The organism is Halobellus marinus (assembly GCF_032113415.1).
In the GTDB taxonomy this organism is placed as follows: domain Archaea; phylum Halobacteriota; class Halobacteria; order Halobacteriales; family Haloferacaceae; genus Haloquadratum; species Haloquadratum marinus.
Genome location: NZ_CP134946.1, coordinates 415,101 through 435,904, shown reverse-complemented (window position 1 = coordinate 435,904; position 20,804 = coordinate 415,101). Strand labels below are relative to the sequence as shown.

The window sequence follows — 20,804 nt, the reverse complement described above, 5'->3', positions numbered from 1 at the left end:
GGCTGTCTCGGAACCACCTATAGTAACAATAGACCGATTATGACGACTGGTCCCCTCCAAGATTCAGTTGATATCCTCGCCGTCCCCGGGGAACGATTCCTGCGGCACAGGCCGTTGAAGGCCTCGTGCAGACACTCAGTTGTTTGTTGGAGTCGTCATCGCATTTTGTGGAAATTCTTCTTCGCCGACTACAACAGACGCCGTCGCATCGGTAGACACAGTGAACGAGAATTGGAGCTACTACTGATCTCAGATTCGAATGGATAGCTTCGGGATCAGTTTGACACAACGGGGAGAATATGGGCTTCTTGATTGAATTGGTCGATATGGAACTAGATTGGTTGTTGGAAGAGGATACACCAACGTATGTGTACGCGCTTTTTGGCGGGGTAGTCAGTATTCTGGTGGTGACTATACATAATCTGTTCGTCGGTGCAGAGCCGTATTATAACCTCTCGGGAGTGATTATTGGCAGTGCTCTCGCCGGATTTCTCGCCGCAAACGGGTCGGGTCAGTTCAAAAAAGCTGGTATGGGTGCTGGCGTTCTCGGAACGGTTCCTGCCTTTGCGTGGTCGTCTGGCTTTCTACGTGACTGGTTCCTCACGTCGGCTTCGGAAGGCGGGCTGGTATTCGGGGTTGTGCTTCTGTGTATGCTTGTCCTTGCTACGGGGATATTAGCGATACTGATCGGAGTTTTCGGCGGCTTCTTGGGTGGATGGATTGCGGGGAAGGTCAATCCAGAAATCTGTGGATAAAACTCGACAGCACGCCTCTTCAGTAGTCTCAGTTCTCTATCTCAATGTCGGCAGATCGGGAAATGCTGGTGGTGTAAATCGGTCGTAGATCCCATAGGCGATTGATACGGTTCCAAGTGCGGCGAAGCCGTATCCCATCACGAGTGATGCTCCCGAGCCAGCGATATTATGCAGTCCCCACGTGAGGACCATCGCTCCGAAGAGCACACTCCACGCCCAAGATGTGCGGAACGGACGATACGGGAGTGCTACCAAAACTGCGATAATCAATCCAACCCACACGTAGCTAGCCGGACTGTAGACCCTGATCATATAGTCCGAATCGTAGGCAAACCCCACGACGAACAGGCTTAAGAGCGCGACTGAGGTAGCGAGTCCGAGTCGATCGATGTGTTGCACGGAAGGCATTATAGATACTATATCGGAAGTGCGTGGAGCACGATTTCGTGGAGTGTGACGGTCCAGACCATCGCGTGTGTGACTGCCGTGACCACGAGGTTTTCCGTGCGTTCGTACGCGTACCCCCAAGCCAACCCGGGGATCACTGTGTCGATCCCCCAGTAGAGGCTGCCACCGAAACTCACGCCTTGAGTCATCAGTCCGACGAGGAAATGCAGCACACCGAACAATAGTCCGGCGAAAATCACGACACCAAGTGTATCGAAGGCAGCGCGAAGCCGACCTTGAACGATTCCGCGGTAGACAAGTTCCTCAGCCGGCGCAGCGAACAGATACATCCCGACGAACGCGACCGGCCAGAGCAAGGGTCGAGTCTCCAAGGCGAGTTCTTCCATCCCGGTCCCTGGCTGTGGATGGGGGAGTCCGACCGCAGCTAGTACTGGCGGGAGAACGACTCCTTGGGCCGCGAAGAGGAGCGGCAGCGCGACGATCCAGCCGAAGTCTTCGAGCGTCGGCCGTCGGATCTTGACGTACCGATCCCAATTCCCCTGCCATACTAGGTACGCAACGGCGAAGCCAGCGAATCCAACTTGGATATAGTTCCCTTGAAGAACGCGAACGACGGGTGAATCACCGAGATTGAGTACCGATACGAAGCCTCGCATCGAAATGACGCCGATGAGGCCGGCGAGCAGCGCGCCGACGGTGATCCCGAGTCCGGCGACAACCGCACGAGCCTGTCGGCGGCGCCTCGTCTCCAACGCTGCCGAGATGGCGGACGAGAGACTCATAGCGAATCACATACCGACACGACATCTGAGCAGTTCAGGGTGCCCTGCCTACGGAGTGACGACGACCGATCCCGCTGGTCAGGGCCCGAAATCGATGTGTGGAGGGCTGGCATAGTTGCTCCGTTGCGATCAGGAATGCGGATCAACTCCGCGCGTTGTCTCGTGTCCACCGCGAGACGGGTGTTCGGTCGACGCCTGCTGGGAGGGCATATCCACTACTCGACCGTAAACGAGAAAAGGATAATTCAGACTGAAAAATTGATTTTAGACAGTGTCGGCTGTGGGTTACGAACCGTCACGGATCGCTCGACGACCGAAGCCGGTCGATTCGATCCCCGAGGGCGACCTTGATAGAGAGGGGATTCGGAATGCGTCGTCGTGTCGGTTCGAGGGCGTGTACGTCGGCGTACTCGCCCAGCGCATCAGCAACAGTCGTTCGCCCGACCTGTTCGGCAGCATACTCGTCAGCCGTACGGATCCGCCGTTGCGAGAGCCAAAACCCAACGAGAATTGATCCGAGTGCGAGACCGAGTAACGGCCACCGTGGGCCGATACCGATAACTGACGCAATCAGTACAATCCCAGCCACGAGAACCGTCCCGACCCTGACCTCGAAGACGTAGGTTCGAAGTTGCCCGGCCTCGATCGCCAGCAACGCAGTGGCGGTCTCGTCGTCGAAAGCGTCGAGAAACGTGCTCGTGACGAAGAGACGACGGTAGGTTGGCGGACCGCGGACGAGCGTTTGCGCCGTTTCCTCGTTTTCGGTGTCGAGGATCCGCACGTCTCGAACGGTGAGGCCTGCGCGATCACAGAGCCGCGCCAATCGATCAGCAGTGTCTCCAGTCGGCTTCGATGTCGAGCGAAGGACGACGATCAACCACGGTGCCGCGTACAGCATCCCAAGCAGGAGCACTGCGAGCCCGACAGCGAGGGCGAACGGTGAGGACTCGATTGAGCCTACTTGCAGTGGGATGAGCACCACGGAGAGAAGCGCACTTACTCCGATAACGTACCGCGTCATCTTCCAGATCGACGTACTGGTGGCGAGATCAATGTCACGCACGTCCCGGATGCCCCGTACCGTGGGGAAATACGAGACGATCCAGACACAACCGGCGGCGAGGAACGTGACGAAATCCGCGAGAATTCCGGTCATAAGGTCCGGCGCGGCGGGTAGTCCCGTGAGGATTGCAGCGCCGAATCCTGTGAGGGCGAACACGGCGTAGGCGAGCAGTGTGTACGGGAAGAGGACAGCTGCATACAGCAGCCGGTACTTTCCGACGGGGTTCCCCAGCCGGCGAACGACAGCGCTACCGATCGCTCCGAGGAGACCCCCGACGAGTGCGAGCCCCACGAGCGCGGCAATCGCAGCACCGACCGAAGGCGGTGTCGCTTGGAGGGCGAACATATCTGCGTCTTCCCGTACCCCGCACTAAAATCATAGCGGAGTACGGCGAAGGTCCGACCGAGGAACAGGTCGATCGCTCAGAGGCTGTTTTCATTCTCCCCGGTTTTTATACGTAGACTGACCGAATCACATCGTATGCCCTCCATCACACGACAAAACAGCCTGACGCCGCTCACGGAGAGTGGCCGACGCCGATCGACTGGCGGTGCCGTAGCATGTTCGGCACGCAACGGAACCCGGTCCGCTCGTGACCAGTCGAACGGTGACCGTTCAGGATGACCTCGAAATACCGACGCGGCTTCGAGATCACCCGTGGCAGTCTCCGCATCTTCACCCAGCGACCGACGCTGCTGATCCTTCCGGCCTTGAGCCTCCTTGCAGTCGGGAGTGCCTTTGCTATTCTGGGAGCGATCGTCTTCGAACAGGGGCTCGTCGAGTCGCTTCTCCTCAATGACCTCTACAAGTACAGTGCGTTGTTCTGTGCGATAGCGATCTCGTCGAGCGTAGCGACGTTTTTCAACGCTGCCGTGGTGCACTGTGCGGCGCAACTGTTCGATGGGAATCCGACATCCGTTCGAGATGGCCTCGCCGCGGCGTGGCGCGCCCGCCGGCAGATCGCTCTGTGGGCGGTCACCGCCGCGACGCTCGGCACGGTCTTGTACATCCTCGACGAGAAGTTCGGCGTGGTCGGGAGCCTGACGCGGGCGGTCTTCGATCTCGCGTGGGCGCTCCTGACGTTCTTCATCGTGCCGGTCATCGTCCTCGACGAGCGCCGGAGCCTGCGTCGGCAACTCCGTCGGAGCGGATCACTCTTCCGAGACACGTGGGGGGAAAGCGTCTCCGCCACGCTCGGCGTGAGTTTCGTCTTCCTGATCGTTGCGCTCCCCGGCGTCGCGCTGGGAGCGGCTGGATACTTCGTCCTCGATGGCGTGGTCGCCGTGGGCGCGCTCGTCGGTGGCGGCGGGATCGTCGTCGCTGCAATCGTGGGTTCGCAGACGGCATCCGCGGTCGTCCGGACCGCGCTGTACCGCTACGCGACGACGGGTAACCAAGTTGGTCCGTTCGAGGGTCGGGATCCGGATACGGTCTTTCCTGAGAACTGACGATGCCGATCTACGACCGGCGGCCCCCGTCGGAGTACGAGGCCGTCGATCGGTGGGACGGCGGGATCGGATGGCTCGCACACCCGAACGAGACTGGTCGCCGGACGAGTCACGCCGTCGTCGGCGCGGACGGTGGCGTGTGGGTGATCGACCCGCTCGACGCACCGGGGATCGACGAGGAACTCTCGGCACTTGGCAACGTGCGCGGCGTTCTCGTCTGTTCGAACTATCATGTCCGTGACGCCGACAGGTTCGCCGCGCGTCACGACGTACCGGTGTACTGCCCCTCGTGGCTTTCCCGCGCAGTATCCAAACTCGATTCTCCGACCGACTCGGAGACGGATACGGTCGGTACTTCCGGGTTCGAGTTGCGTCGCTGCCGCCCGTTTCCGGGCTGGTCCGAAGTGGTTGCGTACCGTGAATCCGACGAGACGCTCTACGTTCCCGACGTACTCGGGACTACACCATTATTCACAGTCGGTGCGGAGCGACTCGGGATGTACCTCCTGTGTTGATTCGTTCCTCCCCGAGCCGTGTTCGATGGCCTCTCCCCAAACAGGGTCCTCGTCGGACACGGAGCTGGCGTCTTCGAGAACGCCTCGACTGCCCTTGCGACGGCACTTGAGGGCGCACGCCGACGGTTGCCCGCAGCAATCCGCTTGAACGGATGGGAACAGCTCCGGGCGCTGACAGCGGCACTGGTGGACTGAGGAAGCATTCTCCTCGGAGAGAATAGCCAATACAAGCCCTCATATTGCTTAAATCTGGTTTTGATACTCCAGTCGTTCTAATATGTGGCACCGGTAAGTCGTAGACACGATGGTCCTCGTCTCCGCATTCAAAGACGGATACACTGCCCTCCGAGCGAATCCGATCCTGCTCGTCGCCGGTCTCTTCGTCGGGGGTGGAAGCCAACTTCAGTACGTTGAGCACCTGATTGACTCACCGTTGGTTTCGGCAGGCGCATCACTTGCGTGGCTGGTCGTTTTCCCGTTCGTACTCGGTGGCTTCCTCGGAACTGCCCGTGCCGCGGTCGAAGGGACAGACGCATCGGTCTCTCACTTTGTCACTGCCGCGCGGACACATTACCTCCGACTTCTCCTTGGTACTGTATTGTTCGTGGTTCTCGTCTTCGGAACCGCTATCGGGCTCGGACTCGTCGGATTCGTCCTCGGGATCGGGTCAATGGCACTCGCAGCGATACACGAGATGGCCGCTTTCGCCGCGGGTGTCGTCTCCCTACTCCTCTGGCTGATGGCCATCCTCGCCGTCATACTGTTCGTACAGTTTTACGATGCGGCGATCGTCATCGAAGACCACAGCGTTACGGATGCGTTCCGCAGAAGTGTTGGACTCGTCCGCTCAAATCTCAAAAGTGTGGTCGGATTCTCGCTGGCCTGGCTCGTCCTGTTGAACGCCTTCCTCATCCCCGAGTACCTGCTCCAATTGACCCTGACAGACGCTGCTCCAGCTGACGTATTACCGGTCGACCTCGGTATTCCGATAGCTGTCCTACTTCCGATCGGAATCGTGCTGTCGGCGGTTGGCTTCGCGTACTTATATACGGTGTACACGGCGTACTACCTGCGATTAATCGCTATCTCTCCCATCACCACGGAATCAGTATGACCACTCACCAACAACTACGTACGACGGTTTCGAACAGCCACTGAGCAGAACAGATCCCGACGACTCACCTCACCATTCACCTATGGAAACGCTGCTACCCGGACAAACCACCGCTGGCGACAAAATGGTTACGCCGTATTGGAATCTGCTATTCCCACAGCCGACAGGCGGTCCTGCTCGTGATGCGGTGCGGTCGCTGTCTAGCGATAGCTGACGCTACGGAGGGCCTCGGCCGGCCACTGAGGGCCGCCCACTTGGCGGCCCTCAGTTCCCTCGTCTATGCGCTCACACCAGGTGGATCGTATACGTCTCCCCGATCAAGCATATGGTAGATCGACACCAGCATCTTCCGAGCTGCCGCTACGATTGCTTTCTGTGAGTTCTTCCGGCTTGCTAACCGGTCATAGAACCGACTCAGATACTCGTCGTTACACGTATGGACTGCAGTATTAGCTGCTTGGACGAGCAGCCATCTTACACGACCTGATCCACGTTTCGAGATGCTCCCTTCGATCCGCGAGTCGCCTGACTCGCGGATCACCGGATTCAATCCGACGTAACTAACCACCTCCTTGTCTCCGTCAAACCGGTCGATGTCGCCTAACTCCGCATAGATCGTCAACGCCGTATAGTAACTCACGCCAGGAATCGTCATCAGCAGCTGGGTCTCCTTCAGAGACCCAGCGCGTTCTTCAATCGTCTTCTCGAGCTTCTGAATCTCGTCGGTGAGCGACTCGATCAGGTCGAGATACGACTCAAGCAACGCGTCGAACGGCGTCGGGAGCGAGAGTTCCCGCAGGAACTCTCGTCCCCTCGCAGTCAGTGGTTTCACGTCTTCAGTGATACCGTGATCGGAGAGGAGTCCGTGGACTTTGTTGGCGTACTTGGTACGATTTTCGACCAACGTTTGTCGCCCGCGCACGAGTGCGCGGGCTTCCCTCACTTCCTCGGTCGGAACATAGCTCTCAGGCACCGAATTCAGCCGCAACATTCGCGCGAGTTCTTTGGCGTCGACGCGGTCAGTTTTCTTGTCGGTGTCTGCGATCTGGTTGATTTTTTTGGGATGAGCAACGGTCACATCCAAGTGCTCCGACAGCGTATCGTGGATGTGGTAGTAGTTGGAGGTCGCCTCAAGCACAGCTTGTGCGCCGGCGTACCGCTGGGCGAGGTCGTCGAGGTTCGCGTTCTTGACGCGAACCTCTTCGACAATCTTCCCAGCCTCATCCATCACTGCCACCTGTGCGTACCGTTTGTGGACATCAATTCCGAGGTACATAGTCTGTTCACCCGGGACGCCAGTGCGTGAAGCAGAGATTCACCTATTCGGGCTTTCCCGGATGCCGCGCCGCGCGGCATCCGGGCTGTCACGCCCATGACTCGGCTTCTTTCGCACACGGACCAGTCAACACGACGTGCTCTGTAGCACGGAATAGCGGTCGGTCTCTTGCGCCCCATATCTTGTTTCACGCTCTCCTAGGGTAGCAGCGTTTCCATCAAGTCAACACACCAATGCCACAACTCCTTCCGACCCAAACGGACGCCGCCGTCGAACGAAGCGATACCCCCGCCGTCCTGAGTCTCGATGACGAGGCGACGAGAGACGTGATCGAAGCGTTGTCGTCCGAGACCGCTTACGAGATTTTCCAACTGCTCAACGAGACCCCGGCGACGCCAGCCCGAATCGCCGAACAACTGGACCAGAGCGTACAGAACGTGCACTATCACCTGTCGAACCTCGAATCGGCCGGTGTGATCGAGGTCACTGACACGTGCTATTCGGAGAAGGGCCGTGAGATGAGCGTCTTCGTCGTTTCGGAAGACCCGACGCTGCTCTTTCTCGGCACCGAGGACGATCGGCCGAGTCTCAAGCGCGCGTTCAAATCCTTCGCCTCGCTACTCGGGCCGCCATCAATCCTACTTGCCGCCGGAGAATCCATCTCACACTTCGTCACTGGGGAATGACCGAACACACCGACGCATCGGTCCGAAGGGCTTCTACTGTCGCCGACCAAACCACGTGTGACGTGGCACCAACGATCAAAGCCAGAGACGACATCGATGGCTGCGGTTGTCTCGAATGCCGAAACATCGAGACGACCACCATCAACCGGACCGTCCTCGACGCACTCGTCTGGTCCGTGCGCCTGTTTCGATCCTATCCGTCGATTGTCGTCTTCGCCGGCGTGATCATCCTCATTAACCGACTTCTCGAAACGAATGCCGTCACCGTGCTCCCGACGCCTGCGGTCGGCGTGGTCGAGGCTGTGACGGCGTTCGCGTTCATCATCTCGATTCGGGCCTACGTAGGAACGATCGTCGCCGGCGAACTCACTGGCAAGTCCGTCACGATACGTGAGGGACTGCGTCGAAGCATCGCTCGGACACCGGCGTTAGTCGGCGTCGTCCTTCTCGTGGTGTTCTCCGTGATGACGATCCCGTTCTTCCTGTCGCTTCCGCTCTTCGTTCTAGTCGGCGTTATTCCGGGCAATCCGGTAGAAATGGTTGGTTTTCCTGTCGCTGCAGCGGTCGGTGGGATCGTATTTGCCGTCCCGTTTCTCCTCCTCCTGTTCAAGTTCTGGTTCGCACCCGAAGCGTGCGTCATCGGGAAGTACGGCCCGATCGAATCACTGTGGGTTAGCTGGCGCATCACGACGAACTACCGCGGAAAGTTCCTGCTCATCCTCGTAATCGTAGTTGGCAGTGCACTCAGCCTTTATTTGCCAACAGTTCTTCCCGATCTTGGGACGGGGCTGGCGCTGGTGCCACCCGCTTTGGACGTGATCTCATCAAGCATCGGTGAACTACTCTCGATCGTGTGGGCCAGCGCGTACGCGCACATCTACGTCCAGGGCGTCGTTTCGTGAACCGGCAATCGTGCTTGGAAGTCAATTCCCCTGGATCGCATCGATAACGATCGCGGCGATCACGATCGGTTCTGTCGGGACTGAACTCGTATCAGTGAGCGTGATCTCGTACTGATCGAAGTCGAATAGAGCGAACTCGCCCTCGATAGAACCGACTGAACCACCCTCTGAATCGGCTATCTCGTACTTGTGAGCGATGCCTTGACCGACCGGCAGGAGTTTCCGTGCGAGGGTGAATAATGCGCCACGAGAGGATATCGTGGCAAGCAGCGACCGGTCGTCGGGGTCGCGGAGCCGCCACGTGTCTTGCAACAGCGAGAGGTCGTTATCGAAGATAAGGAGATCCTCGTCGGTACGGCTGTCCGTGAGGAGATAGTCGCCGGCGATGTCCCACGTGTCGATGGCCTTCACGTGACAGATCTCAGTTCCGTCGGCGTCGACGAACGGGAACTCGTCTTTTTCCTCGTACATCTGGTACGTGGTGCGAAAAAGCGTGTCACCCGCAACGTCCCTCGCTTCGTACTCGGGCCGAAAGTTCTTATCGCGTCCCGTCTGCTCGACAGTATACTGGCTTCCGGAGAGATCGATCGCGGACAGTCCATACTGTTGGAGGGCTGTCATCGTTCGATATTCTGCATCATAACAAAAGTAACTACTGCCTGGGCTTTGTTAAAATCCTCTTACTGCGTTGCAATATGCTAAGATTCCTGGTTTGGATTAAATCCGTGAAAATTGGCAAAGAGAACAGATGGTCTATCTCGATTCTCTGGTGATCTATGCGCCGAACGAATGTCGCTCGATCGTTCCGAAACGCATAGGCGAACAGTGTGACAACCACTCTCTGTGATTTATGCCCTCCACTAACGATGACATCGCCATTCAGACGACGGATCTCAGGAAGACCTACGGATCCGAGGTGGCCCTTGATAGCCTGTCGCTTGCAATCTCCACAGGAACCGTCTATGGGTTTCTCGGCCCGAACGGCGCGGGAAAAACGACCACGATGCGGCTCCTTACCGGCCTTACACAGCCAACAAGTGGATCTGTCCGTGTCTGTAGTGTCGACGTAGCCGACCGACGTGCCCTCACTCCACACGTCGGCTACCTCCCCGAAACGCCACCGCTTTACGAGGAATTCAGCGCTCGTGAACAACTTGAGTACGTTGCCGATCTCCGCGATGTCCCGCAGGATGTTGCCCGCGAACGGATCGACGAGTACCTCGATCGGTTTGATTTGACTGACGACGCCGACAAACGAATCGAAGCGTACTCCAAGGGAATGCAGCAGAAAACCGCGTTCATCCAGAGCGTCCTGCACGATCCGGATGTCCTATTCCTTGATGAGCCGACATCAGGGCTTGATCCACGCGCGGCTCGCACCATTCGGGAGTCCATCACCGCCTTTGCCGATCGGGGGACGACCGTGTTCCTCTCGACACATATCCTCCCTGTCGTCGAAGCCGTTGCCGATGAGGTCGGCGTGTTGTTCGACGGGAGACTCGTTACTGAGGGGACACCCACAGAGGTGCAGGAACGTGCGGAGACGGGTGAGAGCGGATCGTTGGAAGATGCGTTCCTCGCTGTCACCAGCGAGCACGAAACACGGGCACCCTCCGTGGAAGAATGAGCCTGCAACGCGACGTTCGTCACGGGATCCGAATCGGCAGAGCGGAGTTCGTTCGGAGCTTCCGAGGGTACCTCGAAAATACACGGCAGCTTGTCGGGTTGGGGATTGCGGTATTGTTCTTTGGCGGGAGTCTGCTGTTTGCGCTCCCGACCGCGTACCTGCTCGGTCGAACTGCACGCTCCGTCACTGCGATTCCATTCTTCGGGCCTGCTGCGAGCGCTATGCCTGTTGTGCTTGTCCTGTTGGCGGTGCTCAGAACACTGGAACGGATCGGCAGCATCGAAGCTGAAGCCCTCGTCTTGACGACAGTCCACCCACGTGCGGTGGTCTTCGGGCTCATCACCGCGGAGATCGGACGGCTTCTCCTGTGGTTCGGGCTTCCCCTCGGGGCGTTTGCCGCCGCGTTCGCGCTGGGATTAGGGGCACCGGCACTCGTCGTTACGGGCGGGCTTGTCGCACTACCACTCGTCTGCTGTGCTGCCGTCTGGGGATACGCTGGTGGGCTCGGTATCCTGCGACTCCTCCGACATCTCCCTGCTGTGCGTCGCCTTCTGAAAGTAGGTGGCGCTCTCATAATGGTCGGGATCGTGGTCGCCTCGCAGTTCGTCGGGCAGTACATCGTCGAGGCGGACCGCTGGATACAGTGGCTGCTCTCGATGACGACGTACGACCCGCTCATCGAGTACGTTGCGCTTGCCTTCACCGGAACCCCACTCGCACGCCCGGCGTCGATCCGTTCGATAGCGGTGCTCGGTGCGATGCTTGTATTGACACCGATTGGACTCGCAGTCGCCACCAAACAGGCATCTACCCTCTGGTTTACGGACGCACCGGCTCGGAACACGTCGAACCAGGTACGCAGATCAAGCGGTGGCTTCACTGCGCCGCAGCCGTTCGCGTGGACCAACGCGGGTCGAATCGCGTGGGGTGTTCTTGTACGCGCTCGCCGACGACCACAGGAACTGAGTCACCTTGTGATGATCCTCTTTTTCATCGGTCCGGTTGGAACGACCGTCGTTCAGTCGTCAGGTGATGCAATCGGCGTTCTCATCGCGGGGACGGGCGTCGGTCTCGGGACGTTCCTCGCGGGAGCGACCTTCGGATTGAACCCGCTCGGGGACGATCGACCCCAGTTACCGCTCCTGTTGCTTACCACAACCTCGCCACGAGCTCTCGTCCGCGGGCGGTTGCTCGCCGGCATTGCCGTTGGTCTCCCGATTGCCGTTCTCATTCCGCTTGCGTCGGTCGGTCTCGGAACACCGGTGCTGCGAGCTCTGGCCTTCGCAGGGGTCGGAGTCGGTACCTGTCTGGCCGCGGCGATGTTCGCGCTCGGCATCGGTGCGGCGTACCCGATCTACGAGGAGCGTGAGTTCTGGGGTACCGAAACGGTCGTTCCGTCGACGCTTGTGATGATAGGATACCTGTTTGTTGTCGGTGGGGGCACGGTTCTTGGACTGTTGATGATCTGGTTTGCGGCACCGGCAATCTCGTCTTGACGCCCGTCTTCCTCGTGGGCTTCGGGATGTACCTCTTGTTGACGGTAGGAGTGCCGTATGGAGCGTACTACTGCGCAATTCGACGATATCGACGCTATACGTTCGATTGATTGGCTCGGTACAGATAGTCGAGGCTTGAGGCTTTCCTGCACAATCCATTAACACGATCCACAGAGCATTCACTTACGGTTTCGATTCACGCAGACCCGCGCGGCTGATGGTGAGTGTTTGCGCAGTGTTCTGCATACTGACATAGAAAGAACGGGGGACGGGGATTACAGTGACCGACCCGGGACGATCTTTTCAACCGGTTTCAACTTTAGCCTCTGAGCGCCTCCACCGGAAGGTCGTTTGCTGCCTTCCACGCGGGGTACAGCCCGCTCAGGACGCTCGCGGCCACAGCGAACCCGAACCCATACCCGAGATACCGGAGGCTGGCCCACTCGAATACAAGGGTTGGATCGCCCGCGAGCACCTCGAAGATCACGAGGCCGGTGCCGAGCGAGGCCGCGGCGCCGACCACGCCACCGATCACACCGAGGAACGCCGCCTCCGCCAGGATCATCCGGAGTACTTCGCCCCGGCGGATGCCCACCGCGCGGAGGACGCCGATCTCCCCGCGGCGTTCGATCGTACTCATCAACATCACGTTGAGGATGGCGACGCTAGCAACGACAAGCGAAATCGCTCCGATCCCAAGAAGCGCGAGGTTGAGTGTGTTGAAGAAGGAGTTTACGTTCTCCTGGACGCCCGCGAAGTTCGTGATCGCTAGCTCCTCCTCGTCACCCTCGTTGAACCGGGATTCGAGCGACGAGACGATCTCCTGGGCTTCGTCACCGTTCGCAGCGACGATGGTCACCGAATCGTAGTGTTCCTGCTCGTCAAGCGCCGAGATCGGAACAACGAGTTCGTTCCCGCCGCCAAACCCGTCCTCGGATTCGATGATCCCTTGCACGCGGTAGAGCCGCCCATCGTACGTCACTGGATCACCGAGTTCGATCCCTAGCCGCCGCGCGGTCCCGTTTGTGAGGAGCGCACCGGATCGCAACCGTTCCGGGGAGTCGCCAGCGGAGACGGTGTACAGCGCGTCTGCGTTCGTTACCCCGGTCACGCTCACGAACGTCTCCTCGCCGTCACGCGAGGACAACGTCGTACTGTTAGTTTTCTCGGGGACGACGGGGGCGTCAGCGACGACGCTTCGGATCGCTTCGACCTGCTCGTCGGTCACGCCGTCAGTATCGCTGTCCGCTCCCGATCTGACGGTCACCTCGTTAGCAAGACTACCAAGGTCGGTTGTCGCCTGCTGTTGGAGCGCGACGCCGGCGATTCCTAGCGACGCAATGGCGACGACTCCGATCACGATCCCGAGGGTTGCGAGAGCGGTTCGAACTCTGTTCCGGCCGAGGTTGCGCCACGCCATCCCGAAACTCGGGAACCGCCACACCAGGTCGGTGATCCGGCTCACTGGATCACCCCGTCCACGAGCCGCACCACCCGATCAGCGTATTCAACCAACTGTTCGTCGTGAGTCACGGCTACAATGGCGATATTCTCGTCCTCTTTGAGTCGAGTGAGTTCGTCAAGGATCGTCCGGCCGGTGTCCTGATCCAGATTCCCGGTCGGCTCATCAGCCAGCAGGATGTCGGGTTCGTTGATCAGTGCTCGAGCGATGGCGACTCGCTGTTTCTGTCCGCCCGACAGTTCCTCAGGGGTGTGTTCGAGCCGGTCGCCGAGGCCGACCCGACGGAGCAGGTCAACCGCGCGATCCGAGCGGTCCCGGGTGGTGTCCCACATCGACGGGAGTTCCACGTTCTCCACCGCGGTGAGCATCGGCAGCAGGTGAAACGCTTGGAACACGAACCCGATCTCCGAGCGGCGCTCCTCGGTCAGTTCGTCCTCCGAAAAGTCGGTCACGTCGCGGCCGTCGAGACGGACCACCCCCTCCGAGGGGGTGTCAAGCAGGCCGACCAGGTTGAGCATCGTGCTCTTTCCCGAGCCGGAGGGCCCGATCACCGTGACCATTTCGCCGCGTTCGGCCTCGAAGTCGATGCCGGCGAGCGCTTCGATCACCTCTCCGCCGGTGTGGTACCGCTTGACAGCGTCTTCAAGCTCGATGACCGTCATTGGCTGCGCCATCGGTAGAGCGCGACGCCGCCCACGATGCTGGCCACGGCGATCGCGCCGACGACGAGCCGGAGCGGGAGCCCGCCGGAGCCGTCCGAACCGGGACCACCGGGGCCGTCGCCCGAAGCGGCGTCGCCGGGTGATGCGCCGACGTTTGGCGACGCGGACACGCTGGTCGTCAGGTCGACCCGCTGGGTGGTCGTCACGCGCTCGTTATCCACGATGTACGTGATCTCGACCGGGACCGACGACACGTTCCCGTCGGTCTGTGCGGTGAGTTCGAAGGTGGCGAACTCGCTAGCTTCGACGGCGCCGACGAAGTACTCGCCCGACGGGGGTGCGGGACGCACGTCGTCGGCGTCACCGATCCGGACCAGTACCGAGTCGGCGTCGGTGCTGCCGAGGTTGGCGGCGTCACCCTGGATTGTCACCCCGGTGCCGGCCTGCGAGGCCTCAATGGCCGTGAGCCGGATCTCGCCGGGAACCTGCGTCTCCTCGTCGATGTCGACCGTGAGCGACGTGTTGTGGCTGTCGCCCGCGGCGGTGTACGTCGCGGTGAACTCCACGGTGTCCGAACCGACATCGTCGGTGTCGAACGCGGTGGTCCGGCTGGATTCCGGGGGCACGTCGTAAACGAAATTCCGGTCGAAGACCTCGCCGTCGACGGCGGCGGTGATCTCGACATCGGAGAGGTTGGTGTTGCCGAAGTTCGTGAGCGAAACCTCGGTCGTCCCGGAGTCGTTCTCCAGCGTCGTCGCCGACAGATCTGCTTTCACTGTCGGTTTGGACACATCGACATAGACCGGGTAGGTATAGGAGTGGTACTCGCCGTCACCGTCCTGCACCACCAGGTTGAGGTCAAGCCGCTTCTCGCCGGGGGTCTCGAACGTAGTCGAAATCGGTACTGAGAGGGAACCGCCCGGAGCGACAGAGCCGACCTCCTCTACCCGGGCGAACTCCTGGGTCGTCCCGGGAGTCCGGACGTAGAGATCACGGATATCAACGGTCGTGTCGCTGTTTTCCAGGTTCGAGATCGTCGCCTCGATCGTGACCTGCTCGCCGGTGTTTGGATCGTCGGGTGTCACCGTCACCGACGACAGCTGTACGGCCGGGTTCGCTGCCGACACCGCAACGGCACCCGTGCCTCCGATCAGTACGAGGAGGGTAACGAACAGTCGTGGAAGAGGGGACCAACGCATCGGCAGCGATTAGGAGCTTCATATAGTAGATACTGCCGATTTTGAGATCCCGAGCGCGACCAATTACGCGAGGCCATACCCCATATCGAGGATAGCGTCTGGAAAGCCGAGCAACGCAGGGATGATCATACAGGATCGTTCTCTGAGACTACCAAGGTATTTGCGGAGCACAAGAGTGAACTGAGGAAATAGCAGACGATACCGATACTACGTCGTCAGACGAGGATGACGAACGGCGGGATCGATTAGACAAACCCATCAATATCGTTCTGGAAGTGCGGCGCCTGATATGAGACTGGCCAAAATAGAGACTCGCTGACTTACTGACACCGATCTGCCGTTTGAACCCAGCATTGAGCTACCCACGACTAAACAGCAGTTGCTGAATCGCGTGCAGTTAGCGTTTCGGCGATGGAACGGACACGACTCAGAACTCCGTGCACCGGGTGCACACAGTTTAGAGCCAGTAAGAGAACCAACCGAATCTGTCCTCTTTCCCACTTCAGCAACTACTGTAAAGTCGTGGGATTCAGCGTGGACTCCCGTTCTGGCCTCTGACGAAGCAGGAGAATAGCCTCCGTCCACGTTCACCATCCCGCTGTTCAAGCGCACGCCCAAGGGTGCGCCTGTATTGATCATTTGGATACCCCAAACTGGAAGAATCGCCGTGAAAGCCTCAGGGGGTCGTTTGCTCCTCGATGTCGGTACTGCGGCTGTCCCACCATCGGATCCCAGCAACGATCCCAGTTAGGAAAAATCCGGCTGCGAGCCCCACGACGAGTATCTCGGGTACCCCCGAGACTGCAGTTGAAATCTGCAGCAGACTGTATGCGAGCCAGAAAGCACCCACGGACACGACTGCCAGGAATTGTTCCGGAGATTGACTGCCGGTCAGGTAGCGATACGTAGCGATTCCGAGCACGAGCAGCCACGCGACGCCTAAACCCGCACCGAGGGTCGCGTCTGGAATTCCGAGCAACGCGGGGACGATCATATAGGACCGTCATCCGGGACCACCAAGCCATTTGTGGGACACAAGAGTGCATTAGGATATGACAGATGATACCGATACTACGTCGTCAGACGAGGAGTATGAACAGCGGGGTCGATTGGACAGGCATCAATATCGTTCTGGAAGTACTGGGCCTGATATGAACCACACCGAGAATAGTTCTCGTTGACTCATACCCTGCCGGATGGATGGCACTACATTCTTTCCATACGTTCGGTGCCGCTGGCACGACGGTCGAACACGTCGAGAATCGGTTCGGGGTCGTACAAATGTGAAAGCCGTAGTTCACGGTCTGGACACTCGATCACGACAGTTAATGTGTCGAGCCATCGGTCGATTCGATCACGTTCGACGCGGAGCCCGGTTTCGTCCCACGGTTCGATCCGCCACAGACGCGTCTGGAAGAACCGATCGTACGCGACAACCGCGTCGTCGGAACTGCGGTACTCAACAGCGCCGTACCGCAACCCGTAGTCGATCGTGAGAAGCCCCATCGGCACGACGAGACTGGCTCCGACAAGGGAGAGAACGATGTCCCAGACGCGGCCGAGCGCGAAGAGGAGCGAAACCGTGAGGATGAACCCGCTGACGACCAGCGCACCCGGATGGCGCCGAACGTTCGACGGGGAGAGACCGCCGAACAGTCGTCCCCGGGCGGCCGGCCGCATCCGATCGCCCACTGCACTTACTGGTTCGATCGTCTCCTCGGTTGGTGGCTCGTACGCCCATCCGAGTTCGAGCGCGGACGCCTCGTCGAAGGCGACGAGTCGGTTTCGGTACAGGCCGCCGAGATCGAAGCTAAACTTCACGAGGACGATCCCGACGAGAATCGGAGGACCGACGAGCGTCGGATCGATGGCCGTGATCGGATCATCACCGGAAACAGAGTCTGCGGCGAGTCCGACGAAAGTTGCTGTGAGCAGTCCTCCGATCCCGATCACTCCACTACGAATGAAAATGCCTTGAATCGCTGTCTGCGCGCTGTGGTCGCGGTATCCCTGCCGATAGAAGTACTCAACGAGCGTCGAAGCTCCTTCGCTGAGAAAGATGCCGACTGAGGAGAGTACTACCATTTCTAGCGCACTCGATTCAAGCGTGTTGGGACCGACTACCCCAACGGTCGTGACACCCACGAAAAACCACACGAGTGTGAAGATCGGAATGGTAACAGCGAGGACAGGTAGTGTCGATAGCTGAATCTCGACGTTAGTGAACGGGAGCGGGACTGCAGTTCGTTTGCTCGCTAGTGCGCCTGCGAATAGCGGGTCAGAATCAAATTCCGAGGGTCGGCCAGCAAATACGGCTTTTACAAGCGCCCAAAATGAAAGGATCCCGAGTTCAAACCAGTACAGAAAGACCAGTGCAGCGAGATCCCACCCGAGGGCAACAACTCCGATGAGCGGCAGTGCGTTCGCAACGATAATGGCAGTCGTCTCAGACGGCGGGGTGTAGTGCTGTAGAGTTTTACCGGAGACCATTTCTTGAATTTCTAATGCCTTGTTTTGCCGCTAGCTGACTGTAGTTTCAGACGCTCTCACAGGAAAATACCGTCAAGCTAACCGGGAATTGGACGCCGTCTGGCGATATGGGATCGCTCAGACGGCTCGCTCGGATGTGTCGAGATCTTGCCAAACAGCACGTAGATGACCCTGACGTACCCGCCGCGCCGAACGGCGCGGACGGGTACGCCAAGTGGACACAGATTGCGTTGATTTTGTTCCGCGTTGAGTTGGAGAAGAGTCTTCGTGAGACTGAAGACTACCTCAACGAGATGCCCGGTATCCTCGCCGTATTTGATCTCAACGAGGCACCACACTACAGTTCGTTCTGCCGGTGGGAAGACGAGTATCGGATGCGTGAACTCCGCCGCCTGCTCCGCGCTTCGGCGGAGCAGGCGGGCTGGAGTGGTGAAGCCGCAATCGATGCAAGTGGCTTCCAGCGTGATCAGACCAGCTATCACTACCGTGACCGTGCGAACTACTCGTTCCAGTCGATGAAGACAACCATCTTGATCGACGTGAACTCGCTAGCGATCAAAGACGTTCATTTCACGACACAGAAGGCGTGGGACGGCCACATCGGGATGCAGGTCTTCCGCCGGAACGCGGAAGACCTGCGTGTATTGTCTGCTGACGCGAACTACTCGTGGGGCGAACTCCGTGAGGAGTGTCGCTCGAACTCAACGCGACCACTGATCAAGCACAGGGAACAAACACCGTTGCAGAAGGCCCACAACGCCCGAATGACCGAGGATTACAACCAACGCTGGATGAGTGAGACGGGCTTCTCGCAGTTGAAAGAAGACGACGGCGAGAAGCTCCGCTCCCGGAGCTGGCACGGCCAGTTCCGGGAGCTGACTCGGAAGTGCATCGTCCATAACCTAACGCAGGCGGCGAGTTAGGGCTCGCCGCCTGCTCCCCTTCTCCGGACGTATCCGGGAGAGGCATCGCCGTCGTCACCGAAACAACGAAGCAAGATACCATAGTTTTGACCCTTCGGCAACCGCTGTCAGTAACAGCCGCTGTATCTTCTGACTGTAAGAACGCACCTCTGACAGCGTGAGACTACAAACAATCGACCCTACCCCGTCGCTGTCTTGCGTTCAACAAGGCAATTTCTAATCAGCGGAGTGTTTTTACGGAGTCTCTTTTGCGCGTTCGTGGTACCATCCACCGAACATACCGAGTGGAACCACCAGCCATCCAGCGGCAACAACAGCGAACAGAAATCCAACAGGTAAGAGAAGTACGAGAAAGCCTAGCCCCTCAACTACTGTCATCCGCCCGTTAACCACGTTTGAGACTGCAAGGACCAGTGTAGGGCTAAGAGCCCCAACACCAAGGCTTCCAAGCCCTGTAAGCCCACCGTACAGAGCGCCGTAGACACGGCGGCTTTCTTCCGGGTAGTACTCCCGCCAGAGAACGAATCCGAGAGTGAACGCTGTTGGAATCACGAGCGGGATGAACAGTAACCCGACGCCGATCAGAAACCCGAGCGTTCCAGTACCAGTTCCGGCACCTATAACAAGAAGAGTGCTGGCACCACCGAACCAAAGAACCGCTGTCAACACCCCAGTTGCTGCCATTGCAATCCCACCGCCGACATCACGACGTGAAGCGTACGGCAGGGCTCCGGGACCATATCGGTGGCAGAAACGCCGAATCATATATTGATTTACCACAGAGAATTGCGTAGCTGAACGGGTAGTGTCTTGTCAAGAGAGGAAGCGTACAGACCGGTTGTATTGTGGAGACAGAGAGAAGTTTTCTTCATAGGTTGCTCTTCCTGCTTCTGATCCACGCATTGGGAGAGAGTAGATGCGATCGTTGAGTCCGGCAATTGATGCGACTGTAAACCCCGCTTCGATGGCTCTTAGCGTTTGTCTCGGAGAGATTTGATTTCGAGATGTGGTATCGGGCGAGCATAAACGCAAAACTTCTTCTGAACCAGTTAAATAAATTGAAGACTGAAAATCGGATAGTTCCTACGGGCTTCAGTATTTCGGGTCTCTCCCGCGCAGTCTCTGTCAACCGAACGAGCTAGTTCTACGGGGGGCTTCCTTCGAGGCCCTTCCAGCAGTCCAATACCGATATGCGTACGTTACGCTGAAGTAAATGCACGCGGTGCCGAGCCAGAATGCAATTAGCGAGGTCCCTGACCAGTTTGCCCACTCGACAACGATCGGCCACGTGTTGCCGAACCCGTGCAACAGGGCGACAAAGTACACGTTGTGGGTCAGTTCGTAGAAAATGCCGAATAAAACCGCAGTGACTGTGGGCGCGAGGGCAGCACCGACAACACCGCCGAGCGAATTCCCGGCAACGATCGCAGCAGGAGTATGCAGTACGCCGAACACTATCGTCGTCACACCGATTCCGAGAGCGATTCGTAGCCTGGTGTTGTGGCCGAACACGTCGATTATCTTTGACTGGAAATATCCACGGAATGTGATTTCCTCAATGAGACCGATTACGAGGAAATTGAGAAGGATGACGACAAGAGATGTTGCAGGGAGTGGTGAATATCGCTGTACTTCGGGTGCGGCTTCCGGGAACTGCCAGATCATACTTACAGCCAAGTCGTTCCCAGTGAGGACTGCCATCACGAATCCGAACGCATTCATCGCCATCCAGAGCCCTGCAAACGCGAGAACTGCAGTGCGGAGATGCCAACGAGAAAGCCCAAGTTCGAAAAACCGAACCTCGTCGAGACGCAAGAGCACACCCACGGCGCCAATGATCACTGCGAATTTCCCGATCTCAGTCACTAACTGAACCCACGCCGATGCAGTGGACACGGCAGCCGTCAGCGGAACCCAGATCACAGTCACAAGTGCAAACGCGGCAGCGAACCCAACCACTGGTCGCCACCCTCCCTGAAACGCGGGTCTCTGCTGC

19 protein-coding genes and 1 pseudogene are annotated in these 20,804 nt (G+C 58.7%); 9 read left to right on the top strand and 11 right to left on the bottom strand.

From position 1 onward, the window contains the following. The first annotated feature begins 326 nt into the window (after positions 1 to 326). Complete coding sequence (locus RJT37_RS02220; protein ID WP_313687427.1) at positions 327 to 755, top strand: DUF5518 domain-containing protein; 429 nt, start codon at positions 327 to 329, stop codon at positions 753 to 755. 416 nt (positions 756 to 1,171) lie between these two features. Here the strand turns inward: RJT37_RS02220 and RJT37_RS02215 are convergent, their stop codons facing one another. After that, positions 1,172 to 1,945 (bottom strand): CPBP family intramembrane glutamic endopeptidase, encoded by a 774-nt coding sequence (locus tag RJT37_RS02215; protein ID WP_313687425.1) that lies wholly within the window; start codon positions 1,943 to 1,945, stop codon positions 1,172 to 1,174. 295 nt (positions 1,946 to 2,240) lie between these two features. Continuing rightward, the gene (locus tag RJT37_RS02210) at positions 2,241 to 3,353 is read right to left on the bottom strand and encodes a peptidase (protein WP_313687423.1); all 1,113 of its coding nucleotides are present in this window, start codon (positions 3,351 to 3,353) and stop codon (positions 2,241 to 2,243) included. Between the two features lie 275 nt (positions 3,354 to 3,628). On the opposite strand from RJT37_RS02210, the gene RJT37_RS02205 reads away from it, so the two are divergent. From RJT37_RS02205 to RJT37_RS02195, 3 genes are all read left to right on the top strand, one after another. After that, positions 3,629 to 4,456: a DUF6159 family protein gene (locus RJT37_RS02205; RefSeq protein WP_313687422.1), complete on the top strand. Its 828-nt coding sequence runs from the start codon at positions 3,629 to 3,631 to the stop codon at positions 4,454 to 4,456. Between the two features lie 2 nt (positions 4,457 to 4,458). After that, positions 4,459 to 4,971, top strand: a complete 513-nt coding sequence (locus tag RJT37_RS02200; protein WP_313687420.1) for an MBL fold metallo-hydrolase — start codon at positions 4,459 to 4,461, stop codon at positions 4,969 to 4,971. A gap of 304 nt (positions 4,972 to 5,275) precedes the next feature. Further along, the gene (locus tag RJT37_RS02195) at positions 5,276 to 6,085 is read left to right on the top strand and encodes a DUF7847 domain-containing protein (RefSeq protein WP_313687418.1); all 810 of its coding nucleotides are present in this window, start codon (positions 5,276 to 5,278) and stop codon (positions 6,083 to 6,085) included. 277 nt (positions 6,086 to 6,362) lie between these two features. Here RJT37_RS02195 and RJT37_RS02190 read toward each other — a convergent pair whose 3' ends face one another. Continuing rightward, the gene (locus tag RJT37_RS02190) at positions 6,363 to 7,361 is read right to left on the bottom strand and encodes an IS110 family RNA-guided transposase (RefSeq protein WP_313687416.1); all 999 of its coding nucleotides are present in this window, start codon (positions 7,359 to 7,361) and stop codon (positions 6,363 to 6,365) included. A gap of 233 nt (positions 7,362 to 7,594) precedes the next feature. On the opposite strand from RJT37_RS02190, the gene RJT37_RS02185 reads away from it, so the two are divergent. After that, the gene (locus tag RJT37_RS02185) at positions 7,595 to 8,047 is read left to right on the top strand and encodes an ArsR/SmtB family transcription factor (RefSeq protein WP_313687414.1); all 453 of its coding nucleotides are present in this window, start codon (positions 7,595 to 7,597) and stop codon (positions 8,045 to 8,047) included. Between the two features lie 62 nt (positions 8,048 to 8,109). After that, positions 8,110 to 8,949 carry a DUF7847 domain-containing protein gene (locus RJT37_RS02180; RefSeq protein ID WP_313687412.1) on the top strand — a complete coding sequence of 280 codons (840 nt, stop codon included), beginning with the start codon at positions 8,110 to 8,112 and terminating at the stop codon, positions 8,947 to 8,949. 21 nt (positions 8,950 to 8,970) lie between these two features. Here RJT37_RS02180 and RJT37_RS02175 read toward each other — a convergent pair whose 3' ends face one another. Then, complete coding sequence (locus RJT37_RS02175) at positions 8,971 to 9,570, bottom strand: LURP-one-related family protein (RefSeq protein ID WP_313687410.1); 600 nt, start codon at positions 9,568 to 9,570, stop codon at positions 8,971 to 8,973. Between the two features lie 229 nt (positions 9,571 to 9,799). Between RJT37_RS02175 and RJT37_RS02170 the strand changes: the two genes are divergently transcribed. Continuing rightward, positions 9,800 to 10,576 carry an ABC transporter ATP-binding protein gene (locus RJT37_RS02170; protein ID WP_313687408.1) on the top strand — a complete coding sequence of 259 codons (777 nt, stop codon included), beginning with the start codon at positions 9,800 to 9,802 and terminating at the stop codon, positions 10,574 to 10,576. Next, positions 10,573 to 12,182: pseudogene (locus tag RJT37_RS02165) on the top strand (hypothetical protein). The gene RJT37_RS02170 and the pseudogene RJT37_RS02165 overlap by 4 nt, the downstream one beginning before the upstream one ends. A 209-nt stretch (positions 12,183 to 12,391) precedes the next feature. Here RJT37_RS02165 and RJT37_RS02160 read toward each other — a convergent pair. The 5 genes from RJT37_RS02160 to RJT37_RS02140 form a co-directional block, all read right to left on the bottom strand. Then, the gene (locus tag RJT37_RS02160) at positions 12,392 to 13,492 is read right to left on the bottom strand and encodes an ABC transporter permease (protein WP_313690053.1); all 1,101 of its coding nucleotides are present in this window, start codon (positions 13,490 to 13,492) and stop codon (positions 12,392 to 12,394) included. Between the two features lie 41 nt (positions 13,493 to 13,533). Further along, complete coding sequence (locus RJT37_RS02155) at positions 13,534 to 14,196, bottom strand: ABC transporter ATP-binding protein (RefSeq protein ID WP_313687407.1); 663 nt, start codon at positions 14,194 to 14,196, stop codon at positions 13,534 to 13,536. Further along, positions 14,193 to 15,395 carry a COG1361 family protein gene (locus RJT37_RS02150; RefSeq protein WP_313687405.1) on the bottom strand — a complete coding sequence of 401 codons (1,203 nt, stop codon included), beginning with the start codon at positions 15,393 to 15,395 and terminating at the stop codon, positions 14,193 to 14,195. Before RJT37_RS02150 ends, RJT37_RS02155 begins: the two co-directional genes overlap by 4 nt. Positions 15,396 to 16,071: 676 nt before the next feature. After that, positions 16,072 to 16,389 (bottom strand): hypothetical protein, encoded by a 318-nt coding sequence (locus tag RJT37_RS02145; RefSeq protein WP_313687403.1) that lies wholly within the window; start codon positions 16,387 to 16,389, stop codon positions 16,072 to 16,074. Between the two features lie 212 nt (positions 16,390 to 16,601). After that, positions 16,602 to 17,885 (bottom strand): DUF6498-containing protein, encoded by a 1,284-nt coding sequence (locus tag RJT37_RS02140; RefSeq protein ID WP_313687402.1) that lies wholly within the window; start codon positions 17,883 to 17,885, stop codon positions 16,602 to 16,604. A 107-nt stretch (positions 17,886 to 17,992) separates the two neighbouring features. On the opposite strand from RJT37_RS02140, the gene RJT37_RS02135 reads away from it, so the two are divergent. Further along, the gene (locus RJT37_RS02135; protein ID WP_313684617.1) at positions 17,993 to 18,808 is read left to right on the top strand and encodes an IS5 family transposase; all 816 of its coding nucleotides are present in this window, start codon (positions 17,993 to 17,995) and stop codon (positions 18,806 to 18,808) included. 234 nt (positions 18,809 to 19,042) lie between these two features. Here the strand turns inward: RJT37_RS02135 and RJT37_RS02130 are convergent, their stop codons facing one another. Together RJT37_RS02130 and RJT37_RS02125 are read right to left on the bottom strand one after the other, a co-directional pair. Next, positions 19,043 to 19,492 (bottom strand): hypothetical protein, encoded by a 450-nt coding sequence (locus tag RJT37_RS02130; protein WP_313687401.1) that lies wholly within the window; start codon positions 19,490 to 19,492, stop codon positions 19,043 to 19,045. Positions 19,493 to 19,933: 441 nt separating this feature from the next. Then, positions 19,934 to 20,767, bottom strand: a complete 834-nt coding sequence (locus RJT37_RS02125) for a CPBP family intramembrane glutamic endopeptidase (RefSeq protein WP_313687400.1) — start codon at positions 20,765 to 20,767, stop codon at positions 19,934 to 19,936. Positions 20,768 to 20,804 lie beyond the last annotated feature (37 nt).